This is a genomic window from Streptomyces montanus (genome assembly GCF_005786655.1).
GTDB classification, from domain to species: domain Bacteria; phylum Actinomycetota; class Actinomycetes; order Streptomycetales; family Streptomycetaceae; genus Streptomyces; species Streptomyces sporangiiformans.
Genome location: NZ_VBZC01000034.1, coordinates 86,184 through 102,381, shown reverse-complemented (window position 1 = coordinate 102,381; position 16,198 = coordinate 86,184). Strand labels below are relative to the sequence as shown.

The window sequence follows — 16,198 nt, the reverse complement described above, 5'->3', positions numbered from 1 at the left end:
GGGGGGACGCCCGGCTCGTGACCGCGACCGCCGCCGCGACAGCGGCCCGGCGGACGGCACCGGGCCGGGCCGCCGCGGCGGACGACCGCCGAGGTGGCTCTCGCGCCCGCCACGTCCGCCGCGGCTTCGTGTCGAACGGTGGGTGAACACGCGTCCGGGTGGTCAGGATGGAGACATGGGATTCCATGTCGACTCCGAGGCCGGGCGGCTGCGCCGCGTCATCCTGCACCGGCCGGATCTTGAGCTCAAAAGGCTCACCCCCAGCAACAAGGACGCCCTCCTCTTCGACGACGTCCTGTGGGTGCGCCGGGCGCGCGCGGAACACGACGGATTCGCGGACGTGCTGCGCGACCGCGGGGTCACCGTCCACCTCTTCGGCGACCTGCTGGCCGAGGCCCTGGCGGTCCCGGCGGCGAGGAACCTCGTACTGGACCGGGTCTTCGACGAGAAGGAGTACGGGCCGCTCGCCACGGACCACCTCCGGGACGCCTTCGAGGCCATGGCGGCGGGGGAGCTGGCCGAGGCCCTGGTCGGCGGGATGACCAAGCGGGAGTTCCTGGACGAACACCCGGAGCCGATGTCCGTGCGCTTCCACGTCATGGACCTCGACGACTTCCTCCTCCGGCCGCTGCCCAATCACCTCTTCACCCGGGACACCTCCGCCTGGATCTACGACGGGGTCTCCATCAACGCCATGCGCTGGCCGGCGCGGCAGCGCGAGACCGTGCATTTCGAGGCCATCTACCGGCACCACCCGCTGTTCCGGGACGAGGACTTCCATGTCTGGTCCGAGGGGCAGGCGGACTACCCCTCCACCATCGAGGGCGGCGACGTCCTCGTCATCGGCAACGGCGCGGTACTGATCGGCATGAGCGAGCGCACCACCCCGCAGGCCGTGGAGATGCTCGCCCACAAGCTGTTCGCCGCCGGTTCGGCGACGACGATCGTGGCGCTCGACATGCCCAAGCGGCGGGCCCTGATGCACCTCGACACGGTGATGACGATGGTCGACGGCGACATCTTCACGCAGTACGCCGGACTCGGCATGCTCCGCTCGTACACCATCGAACCGGGCGTGGGCGACAAGGAACTGAAGGTCACCGACCATCCGCCGGAGCATATGCACAGAGCGATCGCCGCGGCGCTCGGGCTGAGCGAGATCCGTGTGCTGACCGCCACGCAGGACGTGCACGCGGCCGAGCGCGAGCAGTGGGACGACGGCTGCAACGTCCTCGCGGTCGAGCCGGGCGTCGTCGTCGCGTACGAGCGGAACGCGACCACGAACACGCACCTGCGCAAGCAGGGCATCGAAGTGATCGAGATCCCGGGCAGCGAACTGGGGCGGGGCCGGGGCGGGCCGCGCTGTATGAGCTGTCCGGTCCAGCGGGATCCGGTCCGCTGAACTGAGGCTGTATAGAAATGTGGACGATCGTATAGAGTTCCAAGCGTCCCCTGTTTACGCAACCCTGGAGCGCCCCCATGGCGACAGTCGCGAACGCCCTCGCAGGCCGTCACTTCCTGAAGGAGCTGGACTTCACGGAAGGCGAGTTCCGCGGCCTGATCGAGCTCGCCGCCGAGCTGAAGGCGGCGAAGAAGGCCGGGACGGAGACCCCCCGTCTGCGAGGGCGGAACATCGCGCTGATCTTCGAGAAGACCTCGACGCGCACGCGCTGCGCGTTCGAGGTGGCGGCCGCGGACCAGGGCGCGTCGACCACGTATCTCGACCCGAGCGGCTCACAGATAGGCCACAAGGAGTCCGTGAAGGACACCGCGCGTGTGCTCGGCCGGATGTACGACGCGATCCAGTACCGGGGAGACAGTCAGGCGGGCGTCGAGGAACTGGCCGCCCACGCGGGCGTGCCCGTCTACAACGGTCTGACCGACGACTGGCACCCCACACAGATGCTCGCCGACGTGCTCACGATGACCGAGTACACCGCCAAGCCGCTGGGCGGGGTCACCTTCTCCTACCTGGGCGACGCCCGCTTCAACATGGGCAACTCCTACCTGGTCACCGGCGCGCTGCTCGGCATGGACGTACGTGTCGTCGCGCCGAAGGCGTACTGGCCCGCCGAGGAGATCGTGACGCGGGCGCGCGAGCTCGCCGTGCGCAGCGGGGCGCGCGTCACGCTCACCGAAGACGTCGCCGAAGGGGTCGCGGGTGCCGACTTCGTCGCCACCGATGTCTGGGTCTCCATGGGTGAGCCCAAGGAGGTGTGGGACGAGCGCATCGCCGCCCTCGGCCCGTACGCGGTGACGATGGACGTACTGCGCGCCACCGGCAACGCGGACGTCAAGTTCCTGCACTGTCTGCCCGCCTTCCATGACCTGGGCACCAAGGTGGGCCGCGAGATCCATGAGCGGCATGGCCTGGACTCGCTGGAGGTCACGGACGAGGTCTTCGAGTCGGCGCACTCGGTCGTCTTCGACGAGGCGGAGAACCGGCTGCACACGATCAAGGCGGTCCTCGTGGCGACACTCGCCCGCCCCTGACCTCGCCCGATCCCTACGACCCTCGCCCGACCTCTACGATCCTCGCCCGACCCCTACGTCGGTTCCATCGGTCTGCGCTGCTGCGGCACCACCGGCAGTCTGAACCAGACCGCCTTGCCGGACTTCGTGCGGTGATGGCCGCAGGACGAGCTGAGGGCGCGGATCAGCAGCAGGCCGCGCCCGTGCTCCTGCCAGGGGTCCGGGTCGTCCGGGACGGGGCGGGTGAGATTGCCGGGTGGCGTCGGGTCCGGGTCGTGGACCTCGACCTTGCAGCCGCTCGGCAGCAGCTCCACGACGAGCTCTATGGGCGCGTCGCTCCTGGTGTGCTCCACGGCGTTGGCCACCAGCTCGGCGGTGAGCAGCTCCGCCGTGTCGCTGTCGGCGGCATGGCCGATCTCGGCCAGTGCGGTACGGACCAGTGCGCGGGCGACGGGCACGGCCGCGGCGGAGTGCGGCAGGGCGATGCGCCAGGAGGCTGGGGCAGGGGGCTCGTGCAAGGCGGGTCCGTTCATGGAGCAGGTTGTCCTGCTTTCAACAATAGGGATCGTACGGCGCTACCGGGCAGGGTCGTGCACCGGGTGTTTTTTCGGGACTTCGAACTACCGGACTGCGTATGTACCCAGGTGAACGACCCGACCCGACCCCGGCCTCCCACTGTTACGGCTCTATCGCGGACCCGTGACTCCGTGACCGCGGGGTCCGTTCACGGTCACGGATCCGCGCGGCTGTATCGCGCACTCATGACGACAGTCACAGATGAGTGATAACTTCATGGGACAGCGCAGCCCGCCGCCCCCGCCCGAGGAGGCCGCACCTCATGAGTCCCTTCACCGGCTCCACGACCCGCACGCCCGACTGGCAGCATCTGCGCTGCGAAGTCGCCGACGGAGTCGCCACGGTCACCCTGGCCCGCCCCGAGAAACTGAACGCGCTCACCTTCGGCGCCTACGCCGACCTGCGCGACCTGCTCGCCGAGCTGTCCCGCGAGAAGTCCGTACGCGCCCTGGTGCTGGCCGGCGAGGGGCGCGGCTTCTGCTCCGGTGGTGACGTCGACGAGATCATCGGGGCCACGCTGTCGATGGACACGTCCCAGTTGCTCGACTTCAACCGGATGACCGGGCAGGTCGTACGGGCCGTACGCGAATGCCCCTTCCCGGTGGTCGCGGCGGTGCACGGGGTGGCGGCCGGGGCGGGCGCGGTCCTCGCTCTCGCGGCCGACTTCCGGGTGGCCGACCCGAGCGCCCGCTTCTCCTTCCTCTTCACCCGCGTCGGACTCTCCGGCGGCGACATGGGCGCCGCCTATCTGCTGCCCCGCGTCGTCGGGCTCGGCCACGCGACCCGGCTGCTGATGCTCGGCGAGCCGGTGCGGGCACCCGAGGCCGAGCGGATCGGGCTGATCAGCGAGCTCACCGACGAGGGCCGCGTGGACGAGGCCGCCCAGGCGCTGGCCCGCCGCCTGGCCGAGGGTCCGGCACTCGCGTACGCGCAGACGAAAGCCCTGCTCACCGCCGAGCTGGACATGCCGCTCGCCGCCTCGGTGGAGCTGGACGCCTCGACCCAGGCCCTGCTCATGAACGGTGAGGACTACGCGGAGTTCCACGCGGCGTTCACGGAGAAGCGGCCGCCGAAATGGCGGGGGCGGTGACCATGCGAGCGACGCGGGTCGCGGTGATCGGCGGCGGCCCCGGCGGCCTCTACGCCGCCGCCCTCCTCAAGCGCCTCGACCCCGCCCGCGAGATCACGGTCTGGGAGCGCAACGCACCCGACGACACCTTCGGCTTCGGCGTCGTCCTCTCCGACGAGACACTCGGCGGCATCGAGCACGCCGACCCGGTCGTGTACGCGGCGCTGCGCGACGAGTTCGTGCGCTGGGACGACATCGACATCGTGCACCGGGGCGTCCGCCACACCTCCGGCGGCCATGGCTTCGCCGCCCTCGGCCGGCGCAGGCTCCTGGAGATCCTGCACGAGCGGTGCCGCTCGCTCGGCGTCGAGCTGCGCTTCCGCACGCGGGCGCCGGACGTGGACCGCCTTTCGCGGGCGTACGACCTCGTCATCGCGGCGGACGGGGTGCACAGCACCACCCGTGAGGCGTACGCCCAGGTGTTCAAGCCGCAGGTGGCCGGCCACCGGTGCCGCTACATCTGGCTCGCCGCCGACTTCGCCTTCGACGCCTTCCGCTTCGAGATCGCGCGCACCGAGCACGGGGTGATGCAGCTCCACGGATACCCGTACGCGGCCGACTCCTCCACCGTCATCGTCGAGATGCGCGAGGACGTGTGGGAGGCGGCGGGCTTCGCGGAGCTCGATGAGCAGGAGTCCGTCGAGCGGTGCGCCAAGCTCTTCGCCGACGCGCTCGGCGGACGGGCGCTCAGGTCCAACCGGTCCGCGTCCAACAAGTCCGCGTGGACCACCTTCCGCACCGTCGTCAACGAACGCTGGTCGCACGGGAACGTGGTGCTGCTCGGCGACGCCGCGCACACCGCGCACTTCTCCATCGGCTCCGGGACGAAGCTCGCCGTCGAGGACGCCCTGGCGCTCGCCGCCTGCCTTCAGGAGCAGCCGGGTCTCGGCGAAGCCCTCGCCGCGTACGAGGAGGAGCGGCGCCCCGTCGTCGCGTCCACGCAGCGGGCGGCGCGCGCCAGCCTGGAGTGGTTCGAGAACCTGGGCCTCTATCTCGACCAGCCCGCCCGCCAGTTCGCCTTCAACCTGCTCACCCGCAGCCGCCGGGTCACCCACGACAACCTCCGGCTGCGCGACCCGCACTTCACCGAGAGCGTGGAGCGCGAGTTCGGCTGCCCGCCCGGGACGCCTCCGATGTTCACGCCCTTCCGGCTGCGCGACCTGACCCTGCGCAACCGGGTCGTGGTCTCGCCGATGGACATGTACTCGGCCGTGGACGGCGTACCCGGCGACTTCCATCTCGTCCACCTGGGCGCGCGGGCGCTCGGCGGCGCCGGTCTGGTGATGACCGAGATGGTGTGCGTGAGCGCGGCGGGCCGGATCACACCGGGCTGCGCCGGGCTCTACACCGCCGAACAGGCCGATGCCTGGCGGCGCGTCACCGACTTCGTGCACACACGTTCACCCGGCACCGCCCTGGGCGTGCAGCTCGGCCACTCCGGCCGAAAGGGCTCCACCAAGCTGATGTGGGAGGGCATCGACGAGCCGCTGGAGGAGGGCAACTGGCCGCTGGTGGCCGCGTCCCCCGTCCCGTACAGGCCGGAGAACCAGACGCCGCACGAACTCACCCGAACCCAACTGGCCGAGATCCGGGACCAGTTCACGGCAGCCGCCCGGCGGGCCGCCCACTGCGGCTTCGATCTGCTCGAACTGCACTGCGCGCACGGTTACCTGCTCTCCGGCTTCCTCTCACCCCTGACCAACCGCCGTACGGACGCCTACGGCGGGCCCCTGGAGAACCGGCTCCGCTTCCCGCTCGAAGTCTTCGACGCCGTACGCGCCGTATGGCCCGAGAACCGGCCGATGACCGTACGGATCTCCGCCACCGACTGGGCCGAGGGCGGCACCACGGCCGACGACGCCGTCTTCGCCGCCCGGGCCTTCGCCGCGCACGGTGCCGACGCGATCGATGTGTCGACGGGGCAGGTGGTGGCGGACGAGCGGCCGGAGTACGGGCGCTCGTACCAGACGCCGTACGCCGACCGGATCCGCAACGAGACCGGCATCCCGGTGATCGCGGTCGGCGCGATCTCCTCCTGGGACGACGTCAACTCACTCATCCTGGCGGGCCGTACGGACCTGTGCGCCCTCGCCCGCCCTCACCTGTACGACCCCCATTGGACGCTGCACGCGGCGGCCGAGCAGGGGTACACGGGTCCGGGCGTCGACTGGCCCGCGCCCTATCGGGCGGGCAGCCGGCCCCCGCGGACGGGACGCACGGACGCTCCGAAGCCCCGGCTCACACTGGGGAGTTGAGGTCAGCGCAGTGCGTGATCCACACCGGAGAACACCGCTCCGGCGTCCCGCAGGCGCTCGTGCAGCGCCCGGAAGACGGCCGCCGAACGGGCCCCCGGCCAGTCCCGCGGCAGCAGTGCGGGAGGCAGCCCGGGATCGGCGTACGGGAGGTGGCGCCAGGAGTCCAGGGCGAGCAGGTAGTCGCGGTACGCCTCCTCCGGAGGAGTGTCCGTCCGTGCCTCCCAGTCGTGCAGCACGCGCGCGTGGCGGTCCAGGAACGCCTCGTGCTGCTTGGCGATCGCGGCCAGGTCCCACCAGCGGGCGACCGCCTCGGCCGTCGCCGTGAAGCCCAGGTGCTCGCCGCGGAACAGCTCCACATACGCGTCGAGACGCAGCCGTTCCAACGTATGGCGGGTCTCTTCGTAGAGACGGGCCGGGGCGAGCCACACTCCGGGGGCGGCGCTTCCGAAACCGAGGCCCGCCAGACGGGAGCGCAGCACATGCCGCTTCTGCCGTTCGGACTCCGGCACGGAGAACACGGCGAGCACCCAGCTGTCGTCCTCCGGGGGAGCCGTCGAGTAGACCCGGCGGTCGCCGTCGTCGAGCAGCTGCCGCGCGTCCGGCGACAGTACGTAGCCGGCCGCGCCCGTCGCCGTACGCGCCGGCAGGAGCAGCCCGCGGCGTTTGAGCCGGGACACCGACGAGCGCACGGAGGGCGCGTCCACGCCGACCGCGGCCAGCAGCCGGATCAGCTCGGCGACCGGCACGGGGCCGGCCGCGAAGCGGCCGTACGCGCCGTAGAAGGTGACGATGAGGGACCGGGGAGTGTGCTGCTCGGACACGTTGATCATTCTAGTTCGTCGGCATCACGCGGGATCACCTCGGCCGACGCCCGCACGCAGCCTGAAGCGCTGCAGCTTCCCCGTCGCCGTACGCGGCAGCGCGTCCAGGAAGACGACCTCGCGCGGGCACTTGTACGGCGCCAGCTCGGACTTGACGAAGGCACGCAGCGCCTCGGGGTCCCGGTGCGCTCCGGGCCGCAGCACGGCGTACGCCACCACGACCTGGCCACGCGCCTCGTCGGGCAGGCCGACGACCGCCGTCTCGACCACGTCCGGGTGACGCAGGAGCGCGTCCTCGACTTCCGGGCCCGCGACGTTGTACCCGGCGGAAATGATCATGTCGTCCGCGCGTGCGACATAGCGGAAGTAGCCGTCGGCGTCGCGCACATACGTGTCACCGGTGATGTTCCAGCCGCCGCGTACGTACTCCGACTGGCGCGGGTCGGCGAGATAGCGGCAGCCGACCGGGCCGCGCACGGCGAGCAGTCCGGGTTCGCCGTCGGGCACCGGGAGGCCGTTCTCGTCCTGCACGCGCGCGTGCCACCCGGGTACGGGAACTCCCGTCGTCCCCGGGCGGATGTTCTCGTCGGCCGCGGAGATGAAGATGTGCAGCAGTTCGGTGGCACCGATGCCGTTGATGATGCGCAGGCCGGTGCGCTCGTGCCAGGCCTGCCAGGTGGCGGCGGGCAGGTTCTCGCCCGCGGACACGCAACGCCGCAGTGAGGAGGTGTCGTACGTGTCCAGCTCGTCCAGCATCGCGCGGTACGCGGTCGGCGCGGTGAACAGCACCGACACACGGTGATCGGCGATCGCGGGCAGCAGTTGCCTGGGGCCGGCCTGTTCGAGCAGCAGCGCGCTGGCTCCCGCGCGCATCGGGAAGACCACCAGACCGCCGAGTCCGAAGGTGAAGCCCAACGGGGGACTGCCCGCGAAGACGTCGTCGGCGTGGGGCCGCAGGACATGGGCCGAGAAGGTGTCCGCGATCGCCAGCACATCGCGATGGAAGTGCAGACACCCCTTGGGGCGCCCGGTCGTTCCCGACGTGAACGCGATCAGCGCCACCTCGTCGGCCGCGGTGTCCACGGCGGTGTACGGCTCGTCGGGGGCGTCGCGGCGCATCCGGTTCAGCAGGTCGTCGGGGGCGTCCCCGCCGTACGTCGTGATCCGCAGCCCGGGGATCTCCGCCTTCGCGAGGTCGTCCACGGCCCGGATGTCGCACAGCGCGTGCCCGGCCCGCGCGATCTCGCACATAGTGGCCAGCTCGTGGGGGCGCTGCTGGGCGAGGACGGTGACGGCGACCGCGCCCGCCTTCAGGACGGCCAGCCAGCACGCGGCGAGCCATGGCGTCGTGGGCCCGCGCAGCAGGACGCGGTTGCCGGGCACCACACCGAGGCCGGAGGTCAGGACATGCGCGATCCCGTCGACGCGGGCGCGCAGTTCGCCGTACGTCCAGACGTCACCGGAGGCCGTACGGAAGACCGGGCGTTCCGGGGCGGCGTGGTCGAGGAGCTCGACGGCGCAGTTCAGCCGTTCGGGGTAGCGCAGCTCGGGGAGCTCGAAGCGGAGCTCGGGCCACTGGTCGGGAGGTGGGAGGTGGTCGCGCGCGAAGGTGTCCACGTGGGCGCCGGGGGTGCGGGCGGCCTCTGTCGTGTCCCTGGGGTCCGTGTGGTCCATGGCGGGTCGCCCCCTCGTCGTGGTGGGCTCGCGCATCGAGCGTATCGTGTTGGTGACGACAGTCAATGGTTCGCGATAGCCTCGCGGTGTGGCCCGGCCCGACAGGGGAGAGGGGATCGAAAATGCCCGCATTCTCACTGGATCCGGCACACACCGCCTGGTGCACGGAGCTCCGGGCGCTCGCCGCCGACCGTCTGCGCCCCCTGGCCGAGAAGGGCGAGCCGGGCCACGTCAATCGCCCGCTCGTCGCCGAACTGGGCCAACTGGGGCTTCTGAAGCGCCTGTTCACGTCCGGAGCGCTCGAACTGTGCCTGATGCGAGAGTCCCTTGCCTACGCCTGCACGGAGGCGGAAACCGCCCTCGCCCTCCAGGGTCTGGGCGCCCACCCGGTCCACGCCCACGGAACCGCCGCCCAACGCGACCGCTGGCTGCCGCGCGTGACCGAGGGCACGGCAGTGGCGGCCTTCGCCCTGAGCGAGCCGGGCGCGGGCTCGGACGCGGCGGCGCTGGCCCTCCGGGCGGTTACGGATGCCCCCGTGGGCGCCGAGCCGGACGGCACCCACCGCTGGCGGCTCACCGGCGAGAAGTGCTGGATCTCCAACGCCCCCGAAGCCGACTTCTACACCGTCTTCGCCCGCACCACACCCGACGCGGGCGCCCGCGGGGTGACCGCCTTCCTCGTGTCGGCCGACCGCCCGGGGGTCACCGGAACCCCCCTCGACATGCTCTCCCCGCACCCCATCGGCGCCCTGGTCTTCGACGCGGTGCCGGTGAGCGCGGACGACGTGCTGGGTGAACCCGACCGCGGCTTCCGTGTCGCGATGAACACGCTCAACCTCTTCCGGCCGAGCGTGGGCGCCTTCGCCGTCGGCATGGCGCAGGCCGCGCTGGACGCCACCCTCCGGCACACGGCTGGGCGGGAGGCGTTCGGCGGCACGTTGAGCGACCTGCAGACCGTGGCACACCAGGTCGCCGAGATGGCTCTGCGGGCGGAGGCGGCTCGCCTGATGGTCTACGCGGCAGCGGCGGCGTACGACGAGGGCGCCCCGGACGTGCCGAAACGGGCCGCGATGGCGAAGCTGCTCGCCACCGAGACCGCCCAGTACGTCGTCGACATGGCCGTCCAATTGCACGGCGCCCGCGCACTGCGCCGCGGCCACCTGCTCGAACACCTCTACCGCGAGGTGCGCGCACCCCGGATCTACGAGGGCGCGAGCGAGGTCCAACGAGCCGTCATCGCCAAGGAGTTGTACCGCGAGGAGCGGCGCGCCGAAGGCGGCGCGGAAGGGGAGCACGCATGACCGCCGAGCGCGTCAATCCACCCGACCTCTCCCCGCCCACCGGCTTCTCGCACGCCGTCGTCACCACCGGCTCCCGCGTGGCCTACCTCGCGGGCCAGACCGCACTCGACACCGAGGGAAAGATCGTCGGCACCACGCTCCCCGAGCAGTTCGAGCGCGCGCTGACCAACCTCCTCACCGCCCTGCGCGCGGCCGGAGGCAACCCCGGCGACCTCGCCCGCGTCACCGTCTACACCACCGACGTCGACGACTACCGCGCCCACGCCCCCGAACTCGGCCGTATCTGGCGGACGTCGGCGGGACGCGAGTACCCGGCGATGGCGGTGATCGGAGTCGTACGACTGTGGGACACACAGGCCCTGGTAGAGCTTGACGGGGTCGCCGTCCTCCCCTGACGTTCCGCGTGTCTTGGGCCGACGAGGGGCCGAGGGGGTTGGGGGTGCGGCTGGGTGCGGCTTGCGCACCATAGACCTGAGGGAGCTTCGAGCATGCCGGACATCGCACTCACCGCGGGGACCATCGAGTACGAGGACACGGGCGGCCCCGGCCCCGTCGTGGTCCTCCTGCACGGCCTGGTCCACGATGCCACCGTCTGGCGCAAGGTGATCGCGGACCTGCGCGCGGACCACCGGGTCATCGCCCCGACGCTGCCGTACGGCGCTCACCGCCGGCCCATGGACCGTCCGATCTCGCCGGACGTCGTCAACGACATGGTCGTGGAGTTCCTGGACCATTTGGATCTGCGGGACGTCACGCTCGTGGAGAGCGACTGCGGCCGCGCCCAGACCGTGGCCGCGCGCCACCCGGAGCGCCTGGCGCGGCTCGTACTCATCTCCTGCGAGGCCTTCGACAACTACCCGCCGGGCCTGCCCGGAAAGATGATCGCGCTCGCCTGCAAGGTGCCGGGCGGCATCCCGCTCATGATCCGCACCCTGGGACTGAAGCCGTTGCGCCGGCTGCCCGTCGGGATCGGCGCGCTCACCAAGCGGCCCGTGCCGGACGAGATCGTCGACGGCTGGCTGCGACCGCTGCGGACGGACAAGGCGATCCGCCGGGACTTCCGCCGCTACGGCACGACCATCCGCAAGAACGAACTCCTCGAAGCCGCCGAAGGATTGCGGAAGTTCGACAAGCCCGCGCTCGTCGTCTGGGCGACCGAGGATCTGATGATGCCGCGCGAGCACGGTCGGCGCCTGGCCGAACTCCTGCCGCGGGGGCGTCTGCTGGAGATCGAGGACTCACGGACACTGATCGCCGAGGATCAGCCGGAGCAACTCGCCTCCGCGCTGCGGGAGTTCATCGGCGAGAATCGCTGACCGCAGCCAAATCGTCGACCTCAGTCAGGTGGTCGACCGGCCAGGTCAATCCTCAGGCAGCCATGCCCAGTTGCTCGACGGGCACGCGATGCGGGGCGACGACACGGCCGTCGGGCAGCAGCGCGCCGGTGTCGTCGAAGACGATCGCGCCGTCGCACAGCAGGTACCAGCCCTGCTCGGGGTGGGCGGCGACGATGTGCGCGGTGTCGCGGCCGGAGAGGTCGAGGCTGTCGGGCGACGGACAAGAAGGCCGGCGAGAACACATGGCGCACCTCCACGTGCGACGGGTTCGGCGGCGTTGTCACCGCCTCTCATAGGTAGACGATGCTCCTGCCGCGGACTCATCGGAACCGCTGTCCGTGAAGCGTGACAACACGCGGACAACTCCCGGACGTCGCCGAGACGGACGACGCGGACACGCCACCAATCAGGTGACGGTCACGGCCGTGACGACCCCTGCCCGGTTGAGTGGAGCCCCCGCTCAAGGAGGTACTCCGATGTCCCTGCGTCACATCGCCGGCGTGGCCGCCGGGTCCGCGCTGCTGATGCTCCCCGCCCCGTCCGCCGAGGCTCTCGCCGCCCCCGACGAATCGGTGACCGTCGACCGGGTCGGCACCCTCACGCGCCACGGCACCGTCACGCTCACCGGCACCTACCGCTGCACGGACAGTCAGGGCCCCGTCTTCGTGACCACCGCCCTGCGCCAGGGCGAGGACGGTGTACGGCGAGGAATCGGCGGCACCCGCGCGGTCTGCGACGGTGAGGAACACCGCTGGACGAACACCGCCCGCACGGGGCGTGGCCGCTTCCAGCCGGGCTCGGCCCGCGTCGATGCCGCCGTGCTGGAACTGGGCGTCGGGGGCTGGCCCTTCCCGGTGCCGTACGTCCACGCCACCCGAACGCAGATCATCGTGCTCAGCCAGAGCTGAGGGCCGTCAGAGTCGAGGTCACGTCCGGCCGAAGCCACCTCCGGCTGAGGCCACCTCCGGCCGAGGTCACGTCCGGCCGAGGCCGCATACGGGAGCCGCCGCCCCTCACCCATGAGGGGCGGCGGCTCCCAGGCGTTTCGGCACGCGCACGGCTCCCGCACTACCGTGGACCCATGAGGCCATCGCCAGATGTGCTGGTGGTGGGCGCGGGGCCCACGGGCCTCGCTCTCGCCGCGCAACTGCGTGCCCACGGGACCGGGTTCCGGATCGTCGACCGCTCGCTCGACCGCGTGCACGAGTCGCGGGCACTGGCCGTCCAGCCCCGCACGCTGGAGGCGCTGGCCGGGTTCGGGGTGACGGACGAACTGGTCGCCCGGGGGAATCCGGCGATGCGGGTGCGGATGCATCTGCCGGGGCGCGAGGTGCGGCTGCCCCTGTTCGACATCGGCTGCAAGGACACTCCGTACCCGTTCCTGCTGTTCCTCTCGCAGGCCGAGACCGAGCGCGTCCTGGTGGAGCATCTGGCCGCGCACGACGTGCCGGTCGAGCGCGGTACGGAGCTGGTGCGCCTGGAGCGCGAGAACGGGGGCGTCCACTGCCGGCTGCGGGGCCGGGACGGTGCGGAGGAGACCGTGCGCGCCCGCTATGTCGTCGGCTGCGACGGTGCCCACAGCACCGTGCGAGATCAGGCGGGCATCGGCTTCGAGGGATACGCCTATCCGCAGACGTTCCTGCTCGCCGATCTGGAGGTCGACGGACTGGAGCCGGGGTCCGTGCATACGTACATGACGGTGGCCGGGATGCTGCTCTTCTTCCCGCTCGGTACGCCGGCAGGCTGGCGCATGCTCGCGATGCGGCCTCCCGGCACGCCGGATGCCGAGGTGAGGCTGGAGCTCCTGCAGGACATCGTCGACCGGTACACAGCTGGAAACGCTCGCAAGGCGGCCCGTACTGCCCGGTCCGCCCGGACTGCTGGGACCGCCCGGACTGCTGGGACCGCCGGGACTGCCGGAACTGACCGGCTGGTGTTGCGCGATCCCGTCTGGATGACCGACTTCCGGCTGCACAACCGCGGTGCCGCCCACTACCGGGCGGGGCCGTGCTTCGTGGCCGGGGACGCGGCCCACATCCACAGCCCGGCCGGCGGCCAGGGCATGAACACCGGTATCCAGGACGCACTCAACCTGGGCTGGAAGCTCGCCCTCGTCTGCCGGGGCGTCGCGCCCGAGGAACTGCTGGACACGTATGAGGCCGAGCGCGCCCCGGTCGGCCGCAACGTCCGGCGCTTCACCGACCGGGCCTTCACCATCGGCACCAGCGGCAACCCCGTCATCCGCCTGGCCCGCATCCGACTCGCCCCGCGCCTGGCTCCGTTGGCGCTGCGCGCGACCGCTCTGCGCGGGCGCGTGTTCCGTACGGTCTCCGAGCTGGGCATCCACTACCGGCGCAGCCCGGCTTCCCGCGCGGGTTCGCGTTCGCCCGCCAGGGGCCCGAGGGCGGGGGACCGGCTGCCCGACCTGCCGCGCGGGCTCCAGGCCAAGGTCGCCGGGCCGGGCTGGCACCTGCTGCTGGCCGGGCCCGCCGGCTTCTGGCCCGAGCAGCGGCTGGCCCCACTCTTGCGCGGCCGCGACAGCCTGGTCACCGTGCACCGGCTCGGCACACAGAGCCCGTGGCCAGGCGTCGCCCACGGCCTCGTACGCCCTGACGGCTACCTCGGCCTGGTGGCACGCGGAGCCGAACTGGAGGATCTGCGCGCCTATCTCGACCACTGGCTCCCGGTCTGAGACGCCGCCGAGTTCAGCAATGCTCAGGCTCACGGACGGCCGGGCGGTCACCTGCCCACGGTGCTCAGCTCACAGGCGCCGGGCGGGTGTCTGCCCCAGGAACTCCGCGGTGGTTGCCACGAAGCGGTCGGCGTGGTCGAGCCACGGGAAGTGTCCGGCTCCGGACTGCACGACGAGCTCGGCGTTCGGGAACAGCCCGGCGAACTCGGCCACCGCGCGAGGCGGGGCTCCCGGATCGACCTCCCCGGCGAGCAGCAGCACGGGCGGTGCGAACCGGGCGAGCGCCGTGCGCGTGGCGTCCGGATCGAAAGCGCCTTCGGCGCCGAAGGCGGCCACGACCTCGCTGTTCATCTGCTCGTCCTCGGCGGCGTGATGGGCCTGCGCCGCCTCGTCCCAGCGGCCGTAGGAGAACGCCGCGACGGCCTGCCAGGCGTCGTCAGTGGCCCGGCCCGCCACGATCGCCTCCAGGGCCGCGAACGCCGCCGGGAACCACGGCTCGCCCTGGCGGAGCCGCGCGGCCTCCAGCCGGAGCTCTCCGGTGATCGCGATCCCGACGGCCCTGACGCTCGGCGCGATCAGCGCGAGCTTCCCGACGCGTCCGGGATGGCGGCCGACGTAGAGCGCGGCCAGATTCGCGCCGCCGGAATGCGCGAGCACGTCCATCCGGTCCAGGCCCAGGTGCTCGCGCAGCGCCTCCACGTCCTCGACGAGCCGGTCGCAGCGGCAGGAGGCGAGGTCCGCCGGCATCGCGGACCCGCCCGTGCCCCGCAGATCCAGCATGACCAACTGCCGGTGCGCGGACAGGCCGCCGAGGTCACCGAGGTATACGGAGTCCTGCGGTCCTCCGGGCAGACAGACCACCGGAGGGACCCCCGGAGGGCCTTCTCCGAATACGTGGTACGCGATCTTGGTTCCGTCATACGCGGAGAAGGTGGGCATGGCCGAAGAGCCTGTCAGCGGTGTCCGGAGGGAGCAACTGGTTTCACCCCCTCCGCACGAAAGTGGAGCCAACGAAGATGGCGCTACGGTGCTACGGCTTGATCCCCACCCCGGTCCACAGACTGACCTGGGCGTCCGTCGGCTGGTCCGTCACCGTCGCGGTGCCGTCCGGGGTGGTGCCATCCGGGGTGTCGGGGCGCCAGCGGTGGCCGACGGTGATGCCGGGCTCCAGCAGTTGCAGGCCGGCGAAGAAGCGGCCAACGTCGTGCTGGGAGCGGAACTGCACGGGCGTTCCGGCGTTCGTGTATATCTCGGTGACTTTCTCCCAGGTCGACGGGTCGAAGTCGGGCGTGCAGTGGCTCAGGGCGAGGGCGCTTCCCGAGGGGAGGGCGCTCAGCAGCCGGTCGACGATTCCGTACGGGTCCTGGGCGTCGGTGACGAAGTGCATGAGGGCGTTCAGGGACAGCGCCACCGGCTGGCTCAGGTCCAGGACCTCGGCCAGCTCGGGGGCGTCCAGGAGCCCCTCGGGCTGGTTGACGTCCGCCTCGATGTAGGTGGTGCGCCCCTGGGGAGTGCTGCGCATCAGGCGCTCGGCGTACTTGAGGACGAGGGGATCGTTGTCGGCGTAGACCACCTTGGCCTCGGGGACCACGGATTGGGCCACCTGGTGCAGATTCGGCTCGGTGGGGATGCCGGTGCCGATGTCCAGCCACTGCCGGATGCCGTGCTCCTGCGCGAGGACCCGGGTGGCCCGGTGCATGAACGCCCGGTTCTCCCGTGCGCACACGAAGATGCCGGGATACGCCGCCGCGACGGTCTCGGCCGCCTCCTTGTCGACCTCGAAGTGGTCCTTGCCCCCGAGGTAGTAGTCGTACATGCGCGCGGAGTGCGGCCTGCTGGTGTCGATGTCACGAGCGGCGTGGGGGGTGCTCATGGTGTCCCTTTCCTGGTGTGCGTAGGCGTGCCGGGCAGGTCGTGGCCAGGGTCGGCCCGCCTCCCACC

At 71.4% G+C, this 16,198-nt stretch carries 15 protein-coding genes; 9 read left to right on the top strand and 6 right to left on the bottom strand.

Annotation, left to right across the window (positions count from 1 at the left end; all coding sequences use genetic code 11):
* The first annotated feature begins 175 nt into the window (after nt 1-175).
* A complete protein-coding gene (locus FE633_RS28135) occupies nt 176-1,402 on the top strand; it encodes an arginine deiminase (RefSeq protein WP_171060150.1) in 1,227 nt (408 codons plus the stop codon).
* A gap of 77 nt (nt 1,403-1,479) precedes the next feature.
* Nucleotides 1,480-2,493 carry an ornithine carbamoyltransferase gene (gene argF, locus FE633_RS28130; protein WP_138047980.1) on the top strand — a complete coding sequence of 338 codons (1,014 nt, stop codon included), beginning with the start codon at nt 1,480-1,482 and terminating at the stop codon, nt 2,491-2,493.
* Between the two features lie 53 nt (nt 2,494-2,546).
* Here the strand turns inward: argF and FE633_RS28125 are convergent, their stop codons facing one another.
* Nucleotides 2,547-3,005: an ATP-binding protein gene (locus tag FE633_RS28125; RefSeq protein WP_138047979.1), complete on the bottom strand. Its 459-nt coding sequence runs from the start codon at nt 3,003-3,005 to the stop codon at nt 2,547-2,549.
* Nucleotides 3,006-3,310: 305 nt separating this feature from the next.
* Between FE633_RS28125 and FE633_RS28120 the strand changes: the two genes are divergently transcribed.
* Both FE633_RS28120 and FE633_RS28115 read left to right on the top strand, forming a co-directional pair.
* Nucleotides 3,311-4,138, top strand: a complete 828-nt coding sequence (locus FE633_RS28120) for an enoyl-CoA hydratase family protein (RefSeq protein WP_138047978.1) — start codon at nt 3,311-3,313, stop codon at nt 4,136-4,138.
* A 2-nt stretch (nt 4,139-4,140) separates the two neighbouring features.
* Nucleotides 4,141-6,432 (top strand): bifunctional salicylyl-CoA 5-hydroxylase/oxidoreductase, encoded by a 2,292-nt coding sequence (locus FE633_RS28115; protein WP_246113860.1) that lies wholly within the window; start codon nt 4,141-4,143, stop codon nt 6,430-6,432.
* Between the two features lie 2 nt (nt 6,433-6,434).
* Here FE633_RS28115 and FE633_RS28110 read toward each other — a convergent pair whose 3' ends face one another.
* Nucleotides 6,435-7,262 (bottom strand): PaaX family transcriptional regulator, encoded by an 828-nt coding sequence (locus tag FE633_RS28110; protein ID WP_138047976.1) that lies wholly within the window; start codon nt 7,260-7,262, stop codon nt 6,435-6,437.
* Between the two features lie 15 nt (nt 7,263-7,277).
* Nucleotides 7,278-8,927, bottom strand: a complete 1,650-nt coding sequence (locus FE633_RS28105) for an AMP-binding protein (RefSeq protein ID WP_138047990.1) — start codon at nt 8,925-8,927, stop codon at nt 7,278-7,280.
* Nucleotides 8,928-9,049: 122 nt separating this feature from the next.
* On the opposite strand from FE633_RS28105, the gene FE633_RS28100 reads away from it, so the two are divergent.
* The 3 genes from FE633_RS28100 (at nt 9,050) to FE633_RS28090 (ending at nt 11,544) form a co-directional block, all read left to right on the top strand.
* A complete protein-coding gene (locus FE633_RS28100; protein ID WP_138047975.1) occupies nt 9,050-10,228 on the top strand; it encodes an acyl-CoA dehydrogenase family protein in 1,179 nt (392 codons plus the stop codon).
* Nucleotides 10,225-10,623: a RidA family protein gene (locus FE633_RS28095; protein ID WP_138047974.1), complete on the top strand. Its 399-nt coding sequence runs from the start codon at nt 10,225-10,227 to the stop codon at nt 10,621-10,623. Before FE633_RS28100 ends, FE633_RS28095 begins: the two co-directional genes overlap by 4 nt.
* 93 nt (nt 10,624-10,716) lie before the next feature.
* On the top strand, nt 10,717-11,544 hold the full coding sequence (locus FE633_RS28090; RefSeq protein WP_138047973.1) for an alpha/beta fold hydrolase: 828 nt from the start codon (nt 10,717-10,719) through the stop codon (nt 11,542-11,544).
* Between the two features lie 52 nt (nt 11,545-11,596).
* On the opposite strand, the gene FE633_RS28085 is transcribed toward FE633_RS28090, so the two are convergent.
* Nucleotides 11,597-11,809 (bottom strand): DUF5999 family protein, encoded by a 213-nt coding sequence (locus FE633_RS28085; RefSeq protein WP_138047972.1) that lies wholly within the window; start codon nt 11,807-11,809, stop codon nt 11,597-11,599.
* Nucleotides 11,810-12,041: 232 nt separating this feature from the next.
* On the opposite strand from FE633_RS28085, the gene FE633_RS28080 reads away from it, so the two are divergent.
* Together FE633_RS28080 and FE633_RS28075 are read left to right on the top strand one after the other, a co-directional pair.
* Nucleotides 12,042-12,473, top strand: a complete 432-nt coding sequence (locus tag FE633_RS28080; protein WP_138047971.1) for a DUF6299 family protein — start codon at nt 12,042-12,044, stop codon at nt 12,471-12,473.
* A 173-nt stretch (nt 12,474-12,646) separates the two neighbouring features.
* Nucleotides 12,647-14,257, top strand: a complete 1,611-nt coding sequence (locus FE633_RS28075) for an FAD-dependent monooxygenase (protein WP_138047970.1) — start codon at nt 12,647-12,649, stop codon at nt 14,255-14,257.
* Between the two features lie 69 nt (nt 14,258-14,326).
* On the opposite strand, the gene FE633_RS28070 is transcribed toward FE633_RS28075, so the two are convergent.
* Nucleotides 14,327-15,196, bottom strand: coding sequence for an alpha/beta fold hydrolase (locus tag FE633_RS28070; RefSeq protein ID WP_138047969.1), 870 nt, complete (start codon nt 15,194-15,196; stop codon nt 14,327-14,329).
* Nucleotides 15,197-15,287: 91 nt separating this feature from the next.
* The gene (locus FE633_RS28065; protein ID WP_138047968.1) at nt 15,288-16,130 is read right to left on the bottom strand and encodes an SAM-dependent methyltransferase; all 843 of its coding nucleotides are present in this window, start codon (nt 16,128-16,130) and stop codon (nt 15,288-15,290) included.
* Between the last annotated feature and the right edge of the window lie 68 nt (nt 16,131-16,198).